The organism is Mycobacterium sp. ML4 (genome assembly GCF_054515735.1).
In genome coordinates this window covers 60,462-77,114 of sequence record NZ_JBTNSY010000025.1, presented here as the reverse complement: position 1 = coordinate 77,114, position 16,653 = coordinate 60,462, and the positions used below count along the sequence as shown (strand labels likewise).

At 64.3% G+C, this 16,653-nt stretch carries 16 protein-coding genes and 1 pseudogene; 8 read left to right on the top strand and 9 right to left on the bottom strand.

Translation table 11 applies throughout. From position 1 onward, the window contains the following. Nucleotides 1-1,488, bottom strand: a 1,488-nt coding sequence (locus ACX9NE_RS24105) for a PPE family protein (RefSeq protein WP_459370822.1), incomplete at its 3' end; no start/stop codon positions are given. A gap of 895 nt (nucleotides 1,489-2,383) precedes the next feature. Here ACX9NE_RS24105 and ACX9NE_RS24100 point away from each other — a divergent pair. Further along, the gene (locus ACX9NE_RS24100) at nucleotides 2,384-2,806 is read left to right on the top strand and encodes a hypothetical protein (protein ID WP_459363977.1); all 423 of its coding nucleotides are present in this window, start codon (nucleotides 2,384-2,386) and stop codon (nucleotides 2,804-2,806) included. 209 nt (nucleotides 2,807-3,015) lie between these two features. Beyond that, nucleotides 3,016-4,179 (top strand): LLM class flavin-dependent oxidoreductase, encoded by a 1,164-nt coding sequence (locus ACX9NE_RS24095; RefSeq protein WP_459363978.1) that lies wholly within the window; start codon nucleotides 3,016-3,018, stop codon nucleotides 4,177-4,179. Between the two features lie 25 nt (nucleotides 4,180-4,204). On the opposite strand, the gene ACX9NE_RS24090 is transcribed toward ACX9NE_RS24095, so the two are convergent. Next, on the bottom strand, nucleotides 4,205-4,672 hold the full coding sequence (locus tag ACX9NE_RS24090) for an SRPBCC family protein (RefSeq protein WP_459363979.1): 468 nt from the start codon (nucleotides 4,670-4,672) through the stop codon (nucleotides 4,205-4,207). Between the two features lie 207 nt (nucleotides 4,673-4,879). Here ACX9NE_RS24090 and ACX9NE_RS24085 point away from each other — a divergent pair, with 207 nt between their 5' ends. Next, the gene (locus ACX9NE_RS24085; RefSeq protein WP_459364047.1) at nucleotides 4,880-5,632 is read left to right on the top strand and encodes a lysophospholipid acyltransferase family protein; all 753 of its coding nucleotides are present in this window, start codon (nucleotides 4,880-4,882) and stop codon (nucleotides 5,630-5,632) included. On the opposite strand, the gene ACX9NE_RS24080 is transcribed toward ACX9NE_RS24085, so the two are convergent. After that, complete coding sequence (locus tag ACX9NE_RS24080) at nucleotides 5,597-6,148, bottom strand: ATP-binding cassette domain-containing protein (RefSeq protein WP_459370821.1); 552 nt, start codon at nucleotides 6,146-6,148, stop codon at nucleotides 5,597-5,599. The two genes, ACX9NE_RS24085 and ACX9NE_RS24080, sit on opposite strands and share 36 nt — an antisense overlap. Then, nucleotides 6,111-6,326 (bottom strand): annotated as a pseudogene (locus ACX9NE_RS24075) (ATP-binding cassette domain-containing protein); the annotation flags it as partial. The pseudogene ACX9NE_RS24075 and the gene ACX9NE_RS24080, both read right to left, overlap by 38 nt. Before the next feature lie 156 nt (nucleotides 6,327-6,482). Here ACX9NE_RS24075 and ACX9NE_RS24070 point away from each other — a divergent pair. Then, entirely contained in the window at nucleotides 6,483-7,607 is a 1,125-nt protein-coding gene (locus tag ACX9NE_RS24070) for a serine hydrolase domain-containing protein (RefSeq protein ID WP_459363982.1), read from the top strand. Nucleotides 7,608-7,669: 62 nt separating this feature from the next. After that, nucleotides 7,670-8,947: an esterase/beta-lactamase LipL gene (lipL, locus tag ACX9NE_RS24065; protein ID WP_459363983.1), complete on the top strand. Its 1,278-nt coding sequence runs from the start codon at nucleotides 7,670-7,672 to the stop codon at nucleotides 8,945-8,947. Here lipL and ACX9NE_RS24060 read toward each other — a convergent pair. The 5 genes from ACX9NE_RS24060 to ACX9NE_RS24040 form a co-directional block, all read right to left on the bottom strand. Next, nucleotides 8,853-9,914 (bottom strand): TIGR00366 family protein, encoded by a 1,062-nt coding sequence (locus ACX9NE_RS24060; RefSeq protein ID WP_459363984.1) that lies wholly within the window; start codon nucleotides 9,912-9,914, stop codon nucleotides 8,853-8,855. The two genes, lipL and ACX9NE_RS24060, sit on opposite strands and share 95 nt — an antisense overlap. An 82-nt stretch (nucleotides 9,915-9,996) precedes the next feature. Then, nucleotides 9,997-10,386, bottom strand: coding sequence for a hypothetical protein (locus tag ACX9NE_RS24055; RefSeq protein WP_459363985.1), 390 nt, complete (start codon nucleotides 10,384-10,386; stop codon nucleotides 9,997-9,999). 117 nt (nucleotides 10,387-10,503) lie between these two features. Then, nucleotides 10,504-10,872 carry a thiocyanate hydrolase gene (locus ACX9NE_RS24050; protein ID WP_459363986.1) on the bottom strand — a complete coding sequence of 123 codons (369 nt, stop codon included), beginning with the start codon at nucleotides 10,870-10,872 and terminating at the stop codon, nucleotides 10,504-10,506. 4 nt (nucleotides 10,873-10,876) lie between these two features. Then, nucleotides 10,877-11,587, bottom strand: a complete 711-nt coding sequence (gene scnC / locus ACX9NE_RS24045) for a thiocyanate hydrolase subunit gamma (protein ID WP_459363987.1) — start codon at nucleotides 11,585-11,587, stop codon at nucleotides 10,877-10,879. Nucleotides 11,588-11,605: 18 nt separating this feature from the next. Next, complete coding sequence (locus tag ACX9NE_RS24040; protein ID WP_459363988.1) at nucleotides 11,606-12,445, bottom strand: SH3-like domain-containing protein; 840 nt, start codon at nucleotides 12,443-12,445, stop codon at nucleotides 11,606-11,608. 242 nt (nucleotides 12,446-12,687) lie between these two features. On the opposite strand from ACX9NE_RS24040, the gene ACX9NE_RS24035 reads away from it, so the two are divergent. The 3 genes from ACX9NE_RS24035 to ACX9NE_RS24025 all read left to right on the top strand — a co-directional run bounded on the left by ACX9NE_RS24035 (nucleotide 12,688) and on the right by ACX9NE_RS24025 (nucleotide 16,562). Then, nucleotides 12,688-13,269, top strand: a complete 582-nt coding sequence (locus ACX9NE_RS24035; protein WP_459363989.1) for an IS607 family transposase — start codon at nucleotides 12,688-12,690, stop codon at nucleotides 13,267-13,269. Continuing rightward, nucleotides 13,269-14,636: an IS607 family element RNA-guided endonuclease TnpB gene (gene tnpB, locus ACX9NE_RS24030; RefSeq protein ID WP_459363990.1), complete on the top strand. Its 1,368-nt coding sequence runs from the start codon at nucleotides 13,269-13,271 to the stop codon at nucleotides 14,634-14,636. The genes ACX9NE_RS24035 and tnpB overlap by 1 nt, the downstream gene beginning before the upstream one ends. A gap of 87 nt (nucleotides 14,637-14,723) precedes the next feature. Further along, the gene (locus ACX9NE_RS24025) at nucleotides 14,724-16,562 is read left to right on the top strand and encodes a fatty acyl-AMP ligase (protein WP_459363991.1); all 1,839 of its coding nucleotides are present in this window, start codon (nucleotides 14,724-14,726) and stop codon (nucleotides 16,560-16,562) included. The last annotated feature ends 91 nt before the right edge of the window (nucleotides 16,563-16,653 follow it).

Below are 16,653 nucleotides of genomic sequence, written 5' to 3'. Positions count from 1 at the left end.
CACACTCAACGCGGGCAGGTCGAACGCACCCAACGCCGTCCCCGCCGGAATCGATATCGGCGGCACTGTTACCGATGGAATGCTCAGCGCAGGCAGGTTGAAGGCCGGAATCGATATACCGGGGACCTCAAGAGGCGGCAGTGTCAAGTCGGGGGACATGATCGCGATATGCAGGGCGCCCTGGTTCACACCCCGGTAGAAGACACCATTGTTGGCTTGGCCTGTGTTGAACAAACCGTTGTTCATATCGCCGAAGTTGAACAGGCCGGTGTTCACATTGCCAGGATTGAGGAAACCGGTGTTTGAGCCTCCGATGTTGAACGAACCGGTATTCGAAGAGCCAGGGTTGAAGTCACCCATGTTGAAGTTGCCGACGTTCAGGTTGCCCGTGTTGGCGTTGCCGATGTTGAAGCTGCCGGTGTTGAAGGAGCCGGTGTTGAAGAAACCGGTATTACCTGATCCGGAGTTCCACAAACCGGAGTTGAAGTTGCCGGAGTTCCCGATACCGAAGTTGCCGCTGCCCGAATTGAAGAAACCGATATTGCCGTTACCGGAATTGAACAGACCGAAGTTGCCGCTACCCGAGTTCAATCCACCGATGCCGATCTGACCGTTACCGGTCAGGCCGAAACCGATGTTGTTGTTGCCGTTGTTACCGAAGCCGAAGTTGCCATTACCGGCATTGCCGAAGCCGAAGTTGCCGCTACCGAAGTTTCCCAGGCCGAAGTTGTTGCTACCCAGATTCGCGGCGCCGAGGTTTGTGCCGCCGGCGTTGGCCCAGCCGAAGTTCAGGCCGCCGAGGTTTCCGCCACCAAGGTTGTTGTAGCCGACATTGCCATTGCCCACGTTGCCGCCGCCGAGATTGGCAAGGCCGAGGCTGACCGTGAGGGCTTTGTCTGGTGTGACCACGGGTGTGGCTGCGGCGCCCGGCACACCGGCGGCTAGCGAAGCAAAATTGCCGACAAGTCCTTGCAATGGCTGCACAAAAGGCACCAAAGCCGACGCCACCGCCGAGGCGCCCGCGTGGTAGGCAGACATCGCCGCCACATCCAGCGCCCACATCTCCTCATATAGCGCCTCCGTACCGGCAATGGCCGGAGCGTTCTGCCCGAAGATGTTCGACAACACCAATGACACAAACTGGTTGCGGTTGGCCGCCACCATCTGCGGATGCACCATTGCCAGCCGCACCGCATCGAACTCGGCCGCCATCGCACCGGCCTGGATCGCCGATTGTCTGGCCTGCGCCGCCGCTGCGCTTAACCATCCCGCATAGGGCAGGGCCGCCGATGTCATTGCCGCCGCCGCCGGCCCCTGCCACGAACTGTTGACCAGCCCGGACGTCACCGCACCGAAAGACTCCGCCGCCGAAGACAATTCCGCCGCCAGGCCGTCCCAGGCCGCCGCAGCCGCCAGCATCGGCTCCGGTCCGGCACCGGCGTGGATCAGAGCCGAGTTGATCTCCGGAGGCAGCACTGAATAGTTCATCGTTCCAAGGCCTTTCTCAGGGGACGTGCATCGCAAGCCCGTGACAGCTAGAACCGGGTCCGACCCACGGTCGGTCGCCATACAAGCTGATGTCGTAGCGGATAAGCTACGCGGATACATAGGGCCCAAACCGTGAGATTTATCAAACCGAGATATAAAAGTTATCCAACTGTGATACTTTGGGCAATCCGCTGACAATGTACTTTACAAAGGCGCTTTGGAGCGTTGGTTCCATCTCATTTGTCAACCTCTGCGAAGTTCTGGCCGGCCTGAAGTAAACAGCGCTGCAAAGGATTTCGGTAGACGGCCCGATCGACATCGTTCCAGCTGCGAATTGATCTTGAATGTCTTGGGTTTATCTGGGCTCAGGAAATTCAGCTGCATGCATGAATCGAGACGATGGATTCGCTTGCCGTCGTCGCCCGCGCAAGTTAATCCAGATGACAGCCGGGCCGGCCCGAGTGGATTGCGCCATGTTGCCGCCTGTGCACCAGTTCCGGCCAAGGCGCGCAGTTGTCGCGCAACATCGAAGCTGATCGGTTGCGTCGCAACGTTTATTGCCATCTGGCTGCCGGCCTTATGGAGTTCCCGCCGGCCACGTGCCGGTCGTTCGGTAAATCTCCAGGTGGCATTCTTCAGAGGGATAGCCGTGGATCGTCTGCGCGATCCGTCTCGTCCTGCGGCGCCGATCACGTGACGAGATCACGCCTGCCGGTGCCAACGCACCAGTTCAACAATCGCCGGCGCTTCAGTTGGGGTCCGCCGGCGCCGCGATGCCAGCTCGTCGTCTTCAGCTCAGTGCCCTGCCGCCGATGCCGGACAGTTTCCATCCACCAGTTAGGAGGTATGACCACCCAGCATCCCAGCGACACGAGAGTGGAGATTGGTAAGTCTGATGAAAACTGGAGCCCGGACTACATTGGCGTTGTTCGGCGGTGGAGCCATGCTCGTCATGGCCGTCGCCTGCGGCGGCGGAGGCAACAAAGGACCGAGCAGCAGCACGACCCCGTCGTCGACGACTCCGACGACGATGTCCAGCACCGCTCCATCCAGTGGTGCGGCGCCTTCGGAGACCCAACCCGGCGGCGCACCCGGGTCGAGCGGTACCGGCGGGCCAAACGGTGGTGGCGGGAGCGTTCCCGGTGGGCCGACCGGCAGTGGCGGACCCGGCGGCGGAGGCGGCAGCGTTCCCGGCGGCCCCACCGGCGGCGGCGGACCCGGCGGCGGTGGCGGCACCATACCGGGCGTCGGCGGTGGCGGGGGCGGACCGGGCGGTGGTGGTGGCTGCGTCGGCAACATCTGCGGCAGCATTCCGTGACCGGACTACAGATTTGAATTCCAGATGAGGACCGGGCCACCCCGGTCCTCATCTGCTATCCGGCCCAAACACCGCCCGACTCCTCCGCCCACCGTTCCGGCGCGCATCGTCACCGGACCCCAAACACCGCCCGACTCCTCCGCCCACCGTTCCGGCGGGCATCGTCATCGGGCTATGGTTCGGACAGCGCCGATCGCAAGGGAGCCCCGATGGCGAAGCTCAGGTTCGGATACTTCATCGCACCATTTCACCGCGCCGGCACCAACCCGACGCTCGCCCTGCAGCGTGATCTCGAGTTCGTCGAACATCTCGATGCCCTCGGCTTCGACGAGGCGTGGATCGGCGAGCACCACTCGGCGGGCAGCGAAATCATCAGTTCACCAGAGGTATTCATCGCCGCGGCGGCTCAGCGCGCCAAGCGGATCCGGTTCGGCACCGGCGTGATTTCGCTGTCCTATCACAACCCGCTGTGGGTCGCCGACCGGTTGATGCTGCTGGATCACCTCACCCACGGTCGGATCATCGGCGGGGTCGGTCCGGGTTCGCTACCCACCGATTCGTCCATGATCGGACTCACTCCAACCGACACCCGCGAGCTCCTCGAAACCAACCTCGACGTCGTCGTTCGCCTGCTGGCCGGCGAGACTGTGTCCGCCAAGACCGCCACTCACCAACTCTTCGACGCCAAGCTGCAGCTCGCACCGTATTCGGACGGCGGAATTCCGTTGGCGGTCGCGGCCGTCGCATCACCGACCGGTGCGCGGCTGGCCGGCAAGCACGGTATCGGCCTGCTATCCATCGGGGCGACGCTGACAATCGAGGGTTTCGACGCCCTGGCCTACCACTGGGGCATCGTCGAAGAACGGGCCAAGGTCTTCGGCACTCAGGTCGACCGCACCAACTGGAGCCTGGTCGGTCCCATGCACCTCGCTGAAACCGACGCACAGGCCCGCGCCGACGTGAAGTTTGGGATCGAGCCGTGGTTCCGCTATTTCCAGAAGGTCGCCGCGTTCCCGCAAATGACGATGCCGGGGGATCGGCTCGACGAGATGATCGACATGATCAACGAAAACGGCGCCGGAGTGATCGGCACGCCCGATCGCGCCCGCGAGCAGGTGCAGCGGTTGTGGGATCAGTCCGGCGGGTTCGGCTGCATGCTTCAGATGGCTCACGAGTGGGCGAATCCGGCGGCGACCAGACGGTCCGCCGAGCTGTTCGCCGCCGAAGTGATGCCCCATTTCCAGGGCCAGGCGCAGCCGACGCTGGATGCCGCGACGCGCGCCGGCCAGATGCGCGACGACCTGGCCGCGACGCAGCTGCAGGCCATCGAGCACATGACCAAAAAGTACCAGGACGAGCTGAGCGCGAAGTAGCCGCGAAAAGCGTTGCGCAAGAAAACTATCCGGCGGTCCCGGACTGGCGTTCGGCCGCCTTGACCAGCTGGCCGGCAAAGAACTTGACCGCGCCGCCCATCGCCGCACGTGCGGCCGGGCCGGTACCTTTCGCCTTCTCGACAAATGAGCCGCTCCAGCGGATGTCGGTGCCCCCCGACGCATTCGGGGTGAGGACGACCTCGGCGCGGTAATCGTCGACGGGTTGACGCGGACCCACCAGTTTGTAGGCGTGGCGACGATCCTGTTCGTATTCGGTGGTCTCTTCCTGCACGAAGACCGGCCACATCCCTAGCTTTCGAACGGCCCCGACGCCGCCCGGGGCCGGGTCACCCTGGCGAACCCAACTCGACGACACGACGATCGGCTTCGCCCACGACGACCAGTTTCCGCCATCGGCCACCAACCGAAAGACTGTCGCGGCAGGTGCGCTGGTGGTCTTGTTGACCTCGAACGTGAACTTGCGACCCGACATCGGCGACTCCCCACTGTGATGACTGCCCGAGACTGTGCTGCGGGGTACCCTACCGGGCACGGACACCTACACCGGGTTGGGGATCTGACCGACGAAAACAAATCCGCATCACCGTGGACGGGGCATACTCTCGGTGTGCCACACGCCGACACCGTATCCGTACCGCCCACGCCCACCAAGGCCGACGTTGCCGCGGCGCTGAATCTGATGAAGCCGCTGCGCAGGCTGATCAAGCCGAAGGTCTACGGCATCGAGAACGTTCCGACCGAGCGCGCGCTATTGGTCGGTAATCACAACACCCTCGGGATGGTCGACGCACCATTGCTGGCTGCCGAGTTGTGGGAGCGCGGGAGAATCGTTCGGTCCCTGGGCGACCATGCGCACTTCAAGGTTCCCGGGTGGGGCGATGCGCTCATCCGCATGGGCGTCGTGGACGGCACCCGCGAGAACGCGTCGGAGTTGATGCGGCGTGGCGAACTGGTGATGGTGTTTCCCGGCGGCGGACGCGAGGTCAACAAGCGAAAGAACGAGCAATACAAGCTGGTCTGGAAGAACCGGCTCGGCTTCGCGCGCTTGGCGATTCAGCATGGCTACCCGATCGTGCCGTTCGCCTCGGTGGGCGCCGAACACGGCATCGACATCGTCTTGGACAACGAGTCGCCTTTGCTGGCACCGCTGCAGTTCCTGGCTGAGAAGGTACTCGGCACACCAGACGGGCCGCCGCTGGTACGCGGCATCGGGTTGACCCCGCTGCCGCGACCCGAACGGCAGTACTACTGGTTCGGCGAGCCGATCGACACCACCGAATTCAGAGGCCAGGAATCCCACGACAACGCGGCGCGCAAGGTGCGCGAGCGCACCGCCGCGGCAGTCGAACACGGCATCGACTTGATGCTGGCCGAGCGCGAAGCCGACCCGAATCGCTCACTGGTCGGTCGGCTGCTGCGCTCCGACAACTAGCAGACCGTCGGTCAGCAGCCGCCGATCGAGGTTCAGCTCGTCCAGAAACTGCTCGTCGTGGCTGACGACGACGAAGGCGCCCTGATACACGGTCAATGCGCTCTGCAGCTGGCCCACACTTGGCAGGTCGAGGTTATTGGTCGGTTCGTCGAGCAGCAGCAACTGCGGTGCCGGCTCGGCACTGAGCAGACAGGCCAGGGTGGCGCGCCGCAGTTCGCCGCCCGATAGTGTCGCGACCTGCTGGTAAGCACGCGGGCCGGGAAACAGGAGGCGTGCCAGCCGCGTCATCCGGTCCGCCTGCGACATCCCGGGCGCGAATGCCGCGAGGTTGTCGGCAACCGACAACTCGACGTCAAGGATGTCGAGCCGTTGCGACAGGTATGCGATCCGGCCGCGCGCGCTGCGGATGCCCTCGGCCTGGATCACTCCGCTCATCGCGCGCAGCAAAGTGGACTTCCCGGCGCCGTTGGGTCCGGTCAATGCGATCCGTGAGCGCGCCCTGCACCGACACGTCACCGCGGTCCGGACGATAGCGGCCTGCGACCGGGTTGAGCAGCGTAGTCTTGCCCGCACCGTTCGGAGCGACCAGACCGGTGCGACCCGCATCGAAGTCGAACGAAAGGCCCTCGAAAACGCGGGTGCCGTCCGGCCAGAAAAAGTAGCGGTTCGAACGGGAGACAGCGGCATCGGACATGGGCGGGACCTCAACAACGGGAATTCGAAAGGAAACTGACAGCACAATGCGAGCCGAAGCTCACTCGGAGATGTCGGTGCTCCCGTCCATGGCTGTATTCCTAACAGGGCCGCCCGAGAACGTGCAATCGGTTTTCCACCCAGCCCGGAGGCCACGATGACCCGCAGACGGCGGCTGGCCTTGGCGCTGTTGTCGGCACTGTGCGTGGTGAGCTGCACAAACCCGCACTCCGCGCGCATCCCCGCAAGCAGCAGCCCTACGACCTCGGCGCCGACCGAGAAAGTGGCGAGTAGCCAGAACGTGCTCGACACCGCCGCCAAAGCCGAAGGACCGGGCTGCTCGGCAGCGGTGGGCGTGGAGGGGAAGGTCGTCTGGACCGGGGTGGCCGGACTCGCGAATATCAGCGACGGGGCGAAGATCACCGCCGACACGGTGTTCGACATAGCCTCGGTATCCAAGCAATTCACCGCGAGCGCGGTGCTGTTGCTGGCCGCCGCGGGAAACTTGGCGCTGGACGACCCGCTCGGCCGGTACATGCCGGAGATGCCACCGTGGGCAGCCGATGTGAGTCTCGCACAACTGATGCACCACACCAGCGGGATCCCGGACTACGTCGGGATGCTTCAGGAGCAAGGGTTCAGCTACGCCGACCGCACCACCGAGACGCAGGCGTTGCAGGCCCTGGCGAACACCCCGGAACTGGTGTTCAAACCCGGCTCTCGCTTTGAGTACTCCAATTCGAACTATCTGTTACTCGGCGAGGTCGTGCACCGGGTATCGAAAAAGCCACTACCGGACTACCTCAGCACCCAGATCTTCGCGCCACTGAGCCTGACCATGGTGATGGACCCAATCACGTTGATCCCCAGCAAGGCCCTGTCCTACACCGCGGCTGAATCCGGCGGCCGCGGCTCCAACATCGATGACTACCAGCTCGCCGACTCCAAGTGGGAACAGGTGGGCGACGGAGGCATCCAGAGCACACCAAGCCAGCTGGTTCGCTGGGCCGACAATTACCGAACCGGCAACGTGGGCGGTCCGAAGCTGCTCGACGCGCAGCTGGCCGGAGCGGTGCCGACGGAGCCGGGCGGTGGTGACCGCTACGGCGCGGGCATTTACAGCCTTGCTAACGGCATGCTCGATCATGACGGCGCGTGGGCCGGGTTCGTCACTGCGCTACGCATCAGCAGCGACCGGCGCACATCGGTGGCGATCAGCTGCAACGTCGACAAGCAGGACCCCGAGGCGATGGCCGACCTGCTGGGACGCATCTGGATGTAGCAACGCTAGAAAATCACGATTCCTGTGCACCGGGCACCCCCGGGGCTGCAATCATGCACGGTATGGCGAAACCGACCGTCCTCACCGCTGACAACGGCCTCCCATCCGGCGTGCAGGGAGCATGCGATTCGCACTTCCTGAATGTCGTGCGCGCCTTCGCGGGCCTGTACCCCGGTAAGAAGTTCGGGGGAGGCGGTCTTTCAGTGTTCATCGACGGTAGACCTGTCGTCGACGTGTGGACCGGTTACTCCGATCGCAAGGGCGATGTGGCCTGGACCGAAGACACCGGTGCCATGGTGTTTTCCGCGACAAAAGGGCTGGCCGCCACCATCATTCACTTACTCGTCGACCGCGGACTGCTGGCCTACGACGTCCCGGTCGCCGAATACTGGCCGGAGTTCGGCGCCAACGGCAAGTCCGAGATCACCGTCAGCGACGTGCTGCGCCATCGCGCCGGCCTGTCCCACCTCAAGGGCGTCGACAAACACACCATCATGGATCACCACCAGATGGAGGAGCGGCTGGCCGCTGCACCGGTTGACCACTCTCACGGTAAGACGGCCTATCACGCGATCACCTACGGATGGCTGCTGTCGGGCCTGGCCCGCGCCGTCACAGGAAAGGGCATGCGTGAGTTGTTCCGCGAAGAACTCGCGCGCCCGCTGAACATCGATGGCTTACACCTGGGGCGCCCGCCGGCCGATTCTCCGACCAGGGCGGCGCAGACATTGTTACCGCAGGCGAAGATTCCCACGCCGTTGCTCGACTTCCTTGCACCCAGGGTGGCCGGGCTCTCGTTCTCCGGCCTGCTCGGGTCGATCTACTTCCCGGGCATCATGTCGATGCTGCAGGATGACATGCCGTTCCTGGATGGCGAGCTACCGGCGGTCAACGGAGTGGTGACGGCCCGGGCCCTGGCCAAGACCTACGCGGTGCTGGCCAATGACGGCGTCATCGACGACACGCGGCTGCTGTCCTCACAGGCGGTGGCCGGGATGAAAGGCAAGGCCGAGCTGTGGCCGGATCTGAATTTGGGCCTGCCGTTCACCTACCACCAGGGTTACCAATCATCGCCGGTCCCAGGCTTTTTGGACGGTTACGGCCACATCGGCCTAGGCGGAACGGTCGGCTGGGCGGACCCGGAATCCGGCAGCTCATACGGCTACGTTCACAACCGCCTGTTGACGCTACTGCTGTTCGACGTCGGATCGTTCGCGGGACTGGCGCCGCTGCTGACCAACGCCGTCAACGCCGCGAAGAAGGATGGCCCGCTGGAGGTGCCGCGTTTCGGTGCGCCCTACCAGGAGTCAAGCGAGCACGAGCCGGCTGCCGGCCAGTAGGCGCACAGACCCCCGCGGTGGCAACTCGAATCCCGTGCGGGGCGATGAGGACCGCCGCACCGGATACGCCGAGCCCGATCAGGAACGCGACGACGGTGAAGCCCATCACCTGACGGAAATTGAGCGTGGCGATGGCTGGCAGGGGGAGCAGCCGGAACGGCTGAACCATGTTTGCGACGGCTTCGCCGACCGCAACAGCCATGGAGATCAGGCCGAGATAGGTGGGGGAGCGCTGTCCGATCGCGAGTGCCGAGTCCACGGCGATCGGCCGCTGCACCGCCCAGTGTCCGCCGCCCGAGGGCACGAACAGCGAAATGACCACCGAACCCAGAAAAGTGAGGAACGGAAGGGTGTACTGGTTGGCGCCGGTCACCAGCGCTTCGGCCAACACCGTCTGCAACGCCTTGCCGGACTGAGTTGGCAGATAAGCCAACAGGCCGACGATGCCGCCGTAGAGCAAATACTGCAGCAGCCGGGGCCGGAGACCCGGGCCGCGAAGGAGAACACTGGGATCAATATTGGCCAGTGCGATCGACGACGACAAGCCTTGCGTCCAGACGATGAACCCCATGAAAGCGGCTGCGATGAGATAGCCGAAATGCGTTGCAGGCAATCGCTTTGCGACCTGACGTGCCGCCAGCGCACCGGCCACCAGACCGAGTCCCCAGTTCAACAACGACAACGCCGCGCTGACCGCGAACCACAGCAGCGCGCCCTGCACTTGGTTCTTGGGCCTGCTCGCGATGTACACGATGACCGGCTTGATCGCCGGCGCCTCAGCGAGGGTGTAGCCGGTAACCAGGATCAGCACCATCTGCAACGCGAAGGTGAAGATGTTCTGCGCTCCCCAGACTCCGCCATACCAAGCCTTCAACATTCCGCCGGCCGTCGCACCGCGCACCAAACGAGCAACCAAGGCTGCAACCAGAACGGTCAGGATGACCGCGAACAGATAGGGATCCGGCATCAAACGTTCGACATACCGGACGCGCAGAGCGGTCAGCGCTGCATCAGACCGCGCGACTTTATCTCGGGAGCACCTTCGATCGTCATCTCCGATCACCTCGCAGCTCGTAGATGATCAGCAACACCGGGGCCGCCGCCGCCAGCAGCAGGACAGCCATGATTGTCCAACGAGTGAGCCGTGACCGCAGGTGAAACCAGTGGCGCAGTTGCGCAAAACGCCAATCGGTCCACGCGTACCACCTTGCGGCCCAATCCGCTTCGACCGCCATCAGACGCAGGGCAACGAGCAGTGCCGGAATACCCGCCTCTGGAAGGAACACGATTAGTGGGACGGAAGCGAGCAACGCTATGCCCCCGAGGACCGCAAGCATCGCGCGCAACGGCGTCGGCCGCGTGCGGCCCCGTTCCCGGTAGGCGTACACCCGGTCCAGAGCGGCCTCGCGCGTCGTGACGGGTTGATACCCTGCGGCCACGGATACTCCTGCGGTCGATGTCGGACGTGGGTGTAAGCGACCTCTGTGAAATCAAAGGCCGTCGCTCGGCCGCCGCCGAATCTAGCGTGTCGACATCGAGTTTCCCAGTTGGTCGGATCAAGCCTCGAGTCGGGCCCGAACCGTGTCGAGCCGCCGGCGCAACTCGTCTTCACTGATAATGCCGCGGGCCAACAAGGAGTAGGCCAGCGCTACGAGCTGATTTTCCGGAAACGGCAAGTCCGCGTAACGGCCGGCCGACAATTCGTCTTCCTCGTCACGGCGTTCCTTGAATGTCAACGGCGTCCGTCCGTCTGGGTAGCACGTTCGGTCCAGCACGTCGCACAGACCGTCCAGACTGGTCTTCCACGGCGGCAGCGGGTTTTCGACACCATATTTCGCTGCCAGGACTGGCCAGGTCTGGTCTTGCTCCACGATCTCGTCCAGGACAGCGAAAGCGCTTTCGCCGCATGGTGTTTCGTCAGCCATACAGTCACCCCTCGATGGGGCGGACAGCGGGGCGGACCAAGCGCGCGACGTTGCTGGTCACCCCAGGCTTAGGAAGCGCGACGCCGATGAGGCAGTCGCGGGTGATGATCTCGGCGAGCTGGTCCTCGTTCCAGCCGTCGGTACCCTCCGGGCGCATCGGCATGACCATGAAGCGGTGCTTCTGGTTCGAGTCCTCAACGCGCACTTCGACATCGTCGGGCAGCTGAAGCCCGAATTCCGAAAGTACCTGCCGGGGCCAACGCACGATACGGCGACGGTAGTTGGGGGTGCGGTACCACTCCGGAGAGTTGCCCAGGATCGGGCGCGGATAGCACGAGCACAGCGCGCAGACGATCACGTGGTGCACTGTCGGCGTGTCTGCAAGGATCTTGAACGCCACAAAGTCACTGGGGGTACCGAACCCGGTCGGCTCCAGCCAGTCGTAGCCGACCTCCTTGGCCGCAGCCACCGCGTCGGTCACCGCAAGCTCCTTCAAATCGGGGTCCAGCCACGCCTTGGCGACCAGCCGGGCACCGGGAGCTGAGCCGATATGTTCGGCGTACTCGGTGAAGACGCGATGCTCCTCGGCGGTGAACAAGCCCTTCTCGATGCACAATTCGCGTAGCGCGATCTCCAGGACCTCGAAGTCGGTGATCTCGTCGACCATGGGCTTGACGGTGCGCGCGTGGTCGTGGTTGTGGTCGTGGTCAGACATTAAAGGATCGTGTTCCTCTCAACCCACGGCCTCCAACCAGCGCTCGGGGATCTCTGTCTGCAGGGTGTCGTTCTTCGGTCCGGTGTAGTTGTCCCAGAGCTGTGACTGGTTGAACCGCACGATGTAGAACCACTCGGGCTTGGCATCTTCGCGGTTCCAGGCCTCATCTTCGGGAGCCGGGCTCTCGTAGGTGACCTCCGCGATGATCCCGTCCGCGCCACGCGCGTACTCCGGCGTGCGGGTGTAGAACATCGCCGGCAACTCCCGCACCCTGACCCGGTCCCCGACGGCGAATTTCGCCTCGCCGGCCTGGCCGGCGAAGCGCTGTGGATCACCGATGCCGACGGCCTCGATGTGGTGTTTATTGCGTTCGACGTTCGAGCCGTCCCCCTCGAACTTCGGCTGCGCATCTGGGCGACGACCCTGTAGCCCGTCGGCATACCGCTCCTGCACCTCAGCCAGCCGAGCGGTCAGCTCGCCCCAGCTGATGTGCTTCTTCTCGATCAGCAGCCGTCCCACCGACCACAGCCAGCGGCTGTAGTACGGCAGGCCGAGGTAGATGGCGCGCCCCACATCGACGTTGCCCAGCCGCCGCCGCTCCTCAGAAACCCAGATGCCGCGCCAGCCGAGAACTTCGCAGAGCACATAGGTCATCAACTCCCACTGCTCTTCTTCTTTTTCCTCGTACACGTGCGGATAGTCGAGCTCCCCGCCCACGTCGTGGCTGGTCTTCATGTATGCCAGCCAGTGGTCGTGGGTGATCTCGTCCGGGGCCGGCCATTCCGAAACCTCGGGATAGATGGTTTTGAGCCGGGAAACCAGCGCCAGCTGTTCGGCGCGCTGTGCCGCTGTACTCAATCGGAGCCTTCCTTCCGCATGGAAAGGTCCACATGGCTGGACGGCCAAAGTTACCACTTTCGAGACGAATCGGTTAGCGCAGAAGGCCCGGCTATCCAAGCGATTTCGTCGAGCCGGACCGACCAGCACCGTGCCGAAATCTAGTGGCTCTCGGCCCGACCGCTGGCGTTCACGTGGGGGCTGCCAGCTGGTGTGGGTTGAGTGGTCGGTAGTTGTCGGTGGCGTGCTGTAGGAACGGGCGTATGAATCTGGCGGCGTGGGCTGAGCGCGCCGGTGTTGCGCGGGTGACGGCGTATTGCTGGTTTCGCGCCGGGCTATTGGCGGTATCGGCGCGACGAGGTGGCCGGTTGATTCTCGTCGACGTTGCATCTGGTGAGAGTGCTGCGTGTGGGCGGACCGCTGTCTGTGCGCGGGTGTCCTCAGCGGAGCTGAAATCCGACTTGGATCGGCTGGGGGCGCGGGTGACCGCGTGGGCTGGCGCCGAGCAGATACCGGTCGACAAAGTGGTCACCGAGGTTGGTTCCGCCTTGAATGGGCATTGCCGGAAATTTCGTGCGCTGCTGCGTGATCCATCGGTGCGCCGGATCGTGGTGGAACACCGAGACCGGTTCTGCCGGTTCGGCTCTGAGTACGTAGAAGCCGCGCTGGCCGCCCAAGGTCGTGAGCTGGTGGTGGTCGATTCGGCCGAGGTCGATGACGACCTGGTACGGGATATGACCGAGATCCTGACTTCGATGTGCGCCCGTCTGTACGGCAAGCGCGCTGGGCAACACTGGGCCAAGCGCGCATTGGCGGCCGCCGCCGAAGAGTCGGAGGCATCCTGATGCCCAAGTTCGAGAATCCTGATGGGTGGGCGGTCCAAGCGTTCCGGTTCACGCTGGATCCCACCGTGGACCAGGCCAAGTCGCTGGCAAGGCATTTCGGCGCACGCCGTAAGGCTTACAACTGGACCGTGGGCACCCTCAAAGCCGATATCGAAGTCTGCCACGCCACCGGCGTGCAGACGCAGCAAACGTCGCTGCGGGTATTACGGAAACGGTGGAACACCGTCAAGAACGAGGTGTGTGTCAACGCCGACACCGGCGCGGTGCGGTGGCCAGAATGCTCGAAAGAGGCCTACGCCGACGGTATCGATGGTGCGGTCGAGGCGTACTGGAACTGGCAGCAGAGCCGAGCCGGCACGCGTGCCGGCAAGCGAGTGGGTTTTCCGAGGTTCAAGAAAAAGGGCCGCGACCAGGACCGTCTGACGTTTACCACCGGGGCGATGCGCGTGGAACCCGACCGGCGACACCTCACACTTCCTGTCGTTGGCTGCGTGCGGACGCACGAGAACACCCGCCGAATTGAACGACTCATTGCCCAGGGCCGGGCGCGGATTCTGGCGATTTCGGTGCGCCGCACCGGCACCCGGCTGGATGCGAGTGTGCGGGTGCTGCTCCAGCGTCCGCAGCGACCCCGTGTGACGCTGCCCGATTCACGGGTCGGCGTTGACGTCGGCGTGCGGCGCTTGGCCACGGTCGCCAACGCCGACGGCACAGTGCTCGAACAGGTGCCCAATCCACGGCCACTCGACGCCGCGCTGCGCGAGCTGCGACACGTGTCCCGGGCGCGGTCGCGTTGCGCAAAAGGCTCACGCCGATACCGTGAGCGCACCACCGAGATGTCCCGGTTGCATCGCCGGGTCAACGATGTCCGCACCCATCATCTGCACGTCCTGACCACACGATTGGCTCAAACTCACGGCCGGATCGTTGCCGAAGGACTGGACGCGGCAGCGATGCTGCGGCAAAAGGGGCTTCCCGGCGCCCGCGCCAGACGGCGCGGACTGTCGGATGCTGCCCTCGGCACCCCGCGCCGGCACTACGAGCTGGTACGGGTCGCAACTGGTGGTCGCCGACCGCTGGTTCCCATCGTCGAAACCAGTCACGGCTGCGGGCATGTGCAAGACATCGGCTGGGACGAAACCTGGCACTGCGACCACTGCGCAGCACGTCATCAGCGTGACAACTGCGCTGCCATCAACCTCGCACGCTACGAGGAACCCGATAGCGTCGTCGGCCCAGTTGGGGCCGCCGTCAAGCGTGGAGCCGACCGTAAGACCCGGCCAAGCCGGGCCGGTGGCTGTGAAGCGCGGAAGGGACGCAGCCGCCGGGCTGCCGAACAACCCCGAGACGGGGTGCAAGTCGCGTGATCACTAACGATCACTCACCTGCAACGGTGGCCAGGACCACACGACGGCTCGTCCGTTTAGTCGGTCGGCAATTTATAGAATGCGCGCATGGATGGCGGTGCCGGGTCGAGTCCTGCGGTGGGTGACGGGCTGCTGCAGATCGAGGATTGCCTGGACGCCGAGGGCAACATCGTGCTGCCGCCGGACACCACCCTGATCTCGCTGATCGACCGCAACATCTCCTACGTCGGTGACACCGTCGCGTACCGGTTCCTGGACTACAGCGGCGCAGGGGCTGGACATGCTGACGAGGTCACCTGGGCTGAATTCGGCGTGCGCTTGCGCGCCGTGGCCGCTCGCGTACAGCAATTGGCGGGGGCAGGCGACCGGGTCGCCGTCCTGGCCCCCCAGAGCATCGATTGGGTTATCGGCCATTACGCGGCGATCAAAGCCGGCACCATTGCGGTCCCGTTGTTCGCACCCGAACTGCCCGGCCACGCCGAACGGCTCGAAACCGCGTTGCGCGATTCGCAACCGACGGTCATCCTGACCACAACGGCTGCCAAGGTTGCCATCGAGCAGTTCCTGGGCGGCCTGCGGAATTTCAGCTCACCGCAGGTGGTCGTGATCGACCAGATCCCCGATGCGGCGGAGCGCCAGTTCCTACCCGTGCATTTGGACATGGACGCCGTCTCGTACCTGCAATACACGTCAGGGGCGACCCGGCCGCCGGCCGGCGTAGAGATCACGCACCGGGCCGTGGCCACCAATTTGACGCAGATGATCCTGTCGATCGACCTGCTCAACCGGAACACCCATGGGGTCAGCTGGCTACCGCTTTACCACGACATGGGTCTGTCGATGATCGGCTTTCCGACGGTGTACGGCGGCCACACCACGCTGATGTCGCCGACGGCGTTCGTGCGTCGCCCGCAGCGCTGGATTCAAGCTTTGTCGGACAGCTCGCGAATCGGCCAGGTGGTCACCGCGGCCCCAAACTTTGCCTATGAGTGGGCCGCTCAGCGCGGACTACCCGCGGCGGGCGAGGACATCGACCTCTCGAACGTGGTTCTGATCATCGGTTCTGAGCCGGTCAGCATTGAGGCGGTGACGCACTTCAATAAGGCGTTCGCGCCCTACGCACTCCCGCGTACGGCATTCAAGCCGTCATACGGTATCGCCGAGGCGACGCTGATGATCGCCACCATCGACCACGCTGCCGAAACGTCGGTCATCTACCTCGACCGCGAGCAACTCGGCGCCGGCCGGGCGGTCCAGGTCGCGGCAGATGCGCCGAACGCTGTCGGGCAAGTGTCGTGCGGCCAGGTGGCCCGCAGCCTATGGGCGGTGATCGTGGACCCGGACACCGGCGACGAACTACCCGACGGTCACGTCGGCGAACCGTGGCTGCAGGGCGACAACGTGGGTCGCGGCTACTGGGAAAGGCCCGACGAGACACAACGGACGTTCGGCGCCAAGTTGGGAGAAATCCTCCGCGAGGGTAGCCATGCCACCGGCTCCAAAATCGACGGCGACTGGCTGCGGACCGGCGACCTGGCCGTCTATCTCAACGGCGAGCTGTACGTGACCGGCAGGATCGCCGATCTGGTGACCATTGGTGGTAGAAACCACTATCCCCAGGACATCGAGGCCACGGTCGCGGAGGCGTCACCGCTGGTCCGCCGGGGTTATGTAACGGCCTTCGCGGTACCCGAGGATGACGGCGAGGCTCTGGTCGTCATCACCGAGCGTGCCACCGGCACCAGCCGTGCCGACCCACGACCCGCGGTCGACGCAATCCGCGCGGCGGTGCTGGCCCGGCACGGCGTGTCGGTAGCCGATGTTCGATTCCTGCCGGCCGGGGCGATCCCGCGCACGACGAGCGGCAAACTGGCGCGGGTAGCGTGCCGAGCCCAGTACCTGGACGGCACCTTGGGCGTGCGCTGAACCGCGCTGCAGCTGTGCAGCTGAAAAAGCCCCTACCGCTCAGAGTTACGTAGGAAGATCGCTGCACGCCCCGCGAAGCGGGGAAAACAAG

What these genes read in the sequence shown, in the direction of transcription:
- ACX9NE_RS24100 (WP_459363977.1), top strand. Translation starts at nt 2,384, where the DNA reads ATGAAAACTGGAGCCCGGACTACATTGGCGTTGTTCGGCGGTGGAGCC.
- ACX9NE_RS24095 (WP_459363978.1), top strand. Translation starts at nt 3,016, where the DNA reads ATGGCGAAGCTCAGGTTCGGATACTTCATCGCACCATTTCACCGCGCC.
- ACX9NE_RS24090 (WP_459363979.1), bottom strand. Translation starts at nt 4,672, where the DNA reads ATGTCGGGTCGCAAGTTCACGTTCGAGGTCAACAAGACCACCAGCGCA.
- ACX9NE_RS24085 (WP_459364047.1), top strand. Translation starts at nt 4,880, where the DNA reads ATGAAGCCGCTGCGCAGGCTGATCAAGCCGAAGGTCTACGGCATCGAG.
- ACX9NE_RS24070 (WP_459363982.1), top strand. Translation starts at nt 6,483, where the DNA reads ATGACCCGCAGACGGCGGCTGGCCTTGGCGCTGTTGTCGGCACTGTGC.
- lipL (WP_459363983.1), top strand. Translation starts at nt 7,670, where the DNA reads ATGGCGAAACCGACCGTCCTCACCGCTGACAACGGCCTCCCATCCGGC.
- ACX9NE_RS24060 (WP_459363984.1), bottom strand. Translation starts at nt 9,914, where the DNA reads ATGCCGGATCCCTATCTGTTCGCGGTCATCCTGACCGTTCTGGTTGCA.
- ACX9NE_RS24050 (WP_459363986.1), bottom strand. Translation starts at nt 10,872, where the DNA reads ATGGCTGACGAAACACCATGCGGCGAAAGCGCTTTCGCTGTCCTGGAC.
- scnC (WP_459363987.1), bottom strand. Translation starts at nt 11,587, where the DNA reads ATGTCTGACCACGACCACAACCACGACCACGCGCGCACCGTCAAGCCC.
- ACX9NE_RS24035 (WP_459363989.1), top strand. Translation starts at nt 12,688, where the DNA reads ATGAATCTGGCGGCGTGGGCTGAGCGCGCCGGTGTTGCGCGGGTGACG.
- tnpB (WP_459363990.1), top strand. Translation starts at nt 13,269, where the DNA reads ATGCCCAAGTTCGAGAATCCTGATGGGTGGGCGGTCCAAGCGTTCCGG.
- ACX9NE_RS24025 (WP_459363991.1), top strand. Translation starts at nt 14,724, where the DNA reads ATGGATGGCGGTGCCGGGTCGAGTCCTGCGGTGGGTGACGGGCTGCTG.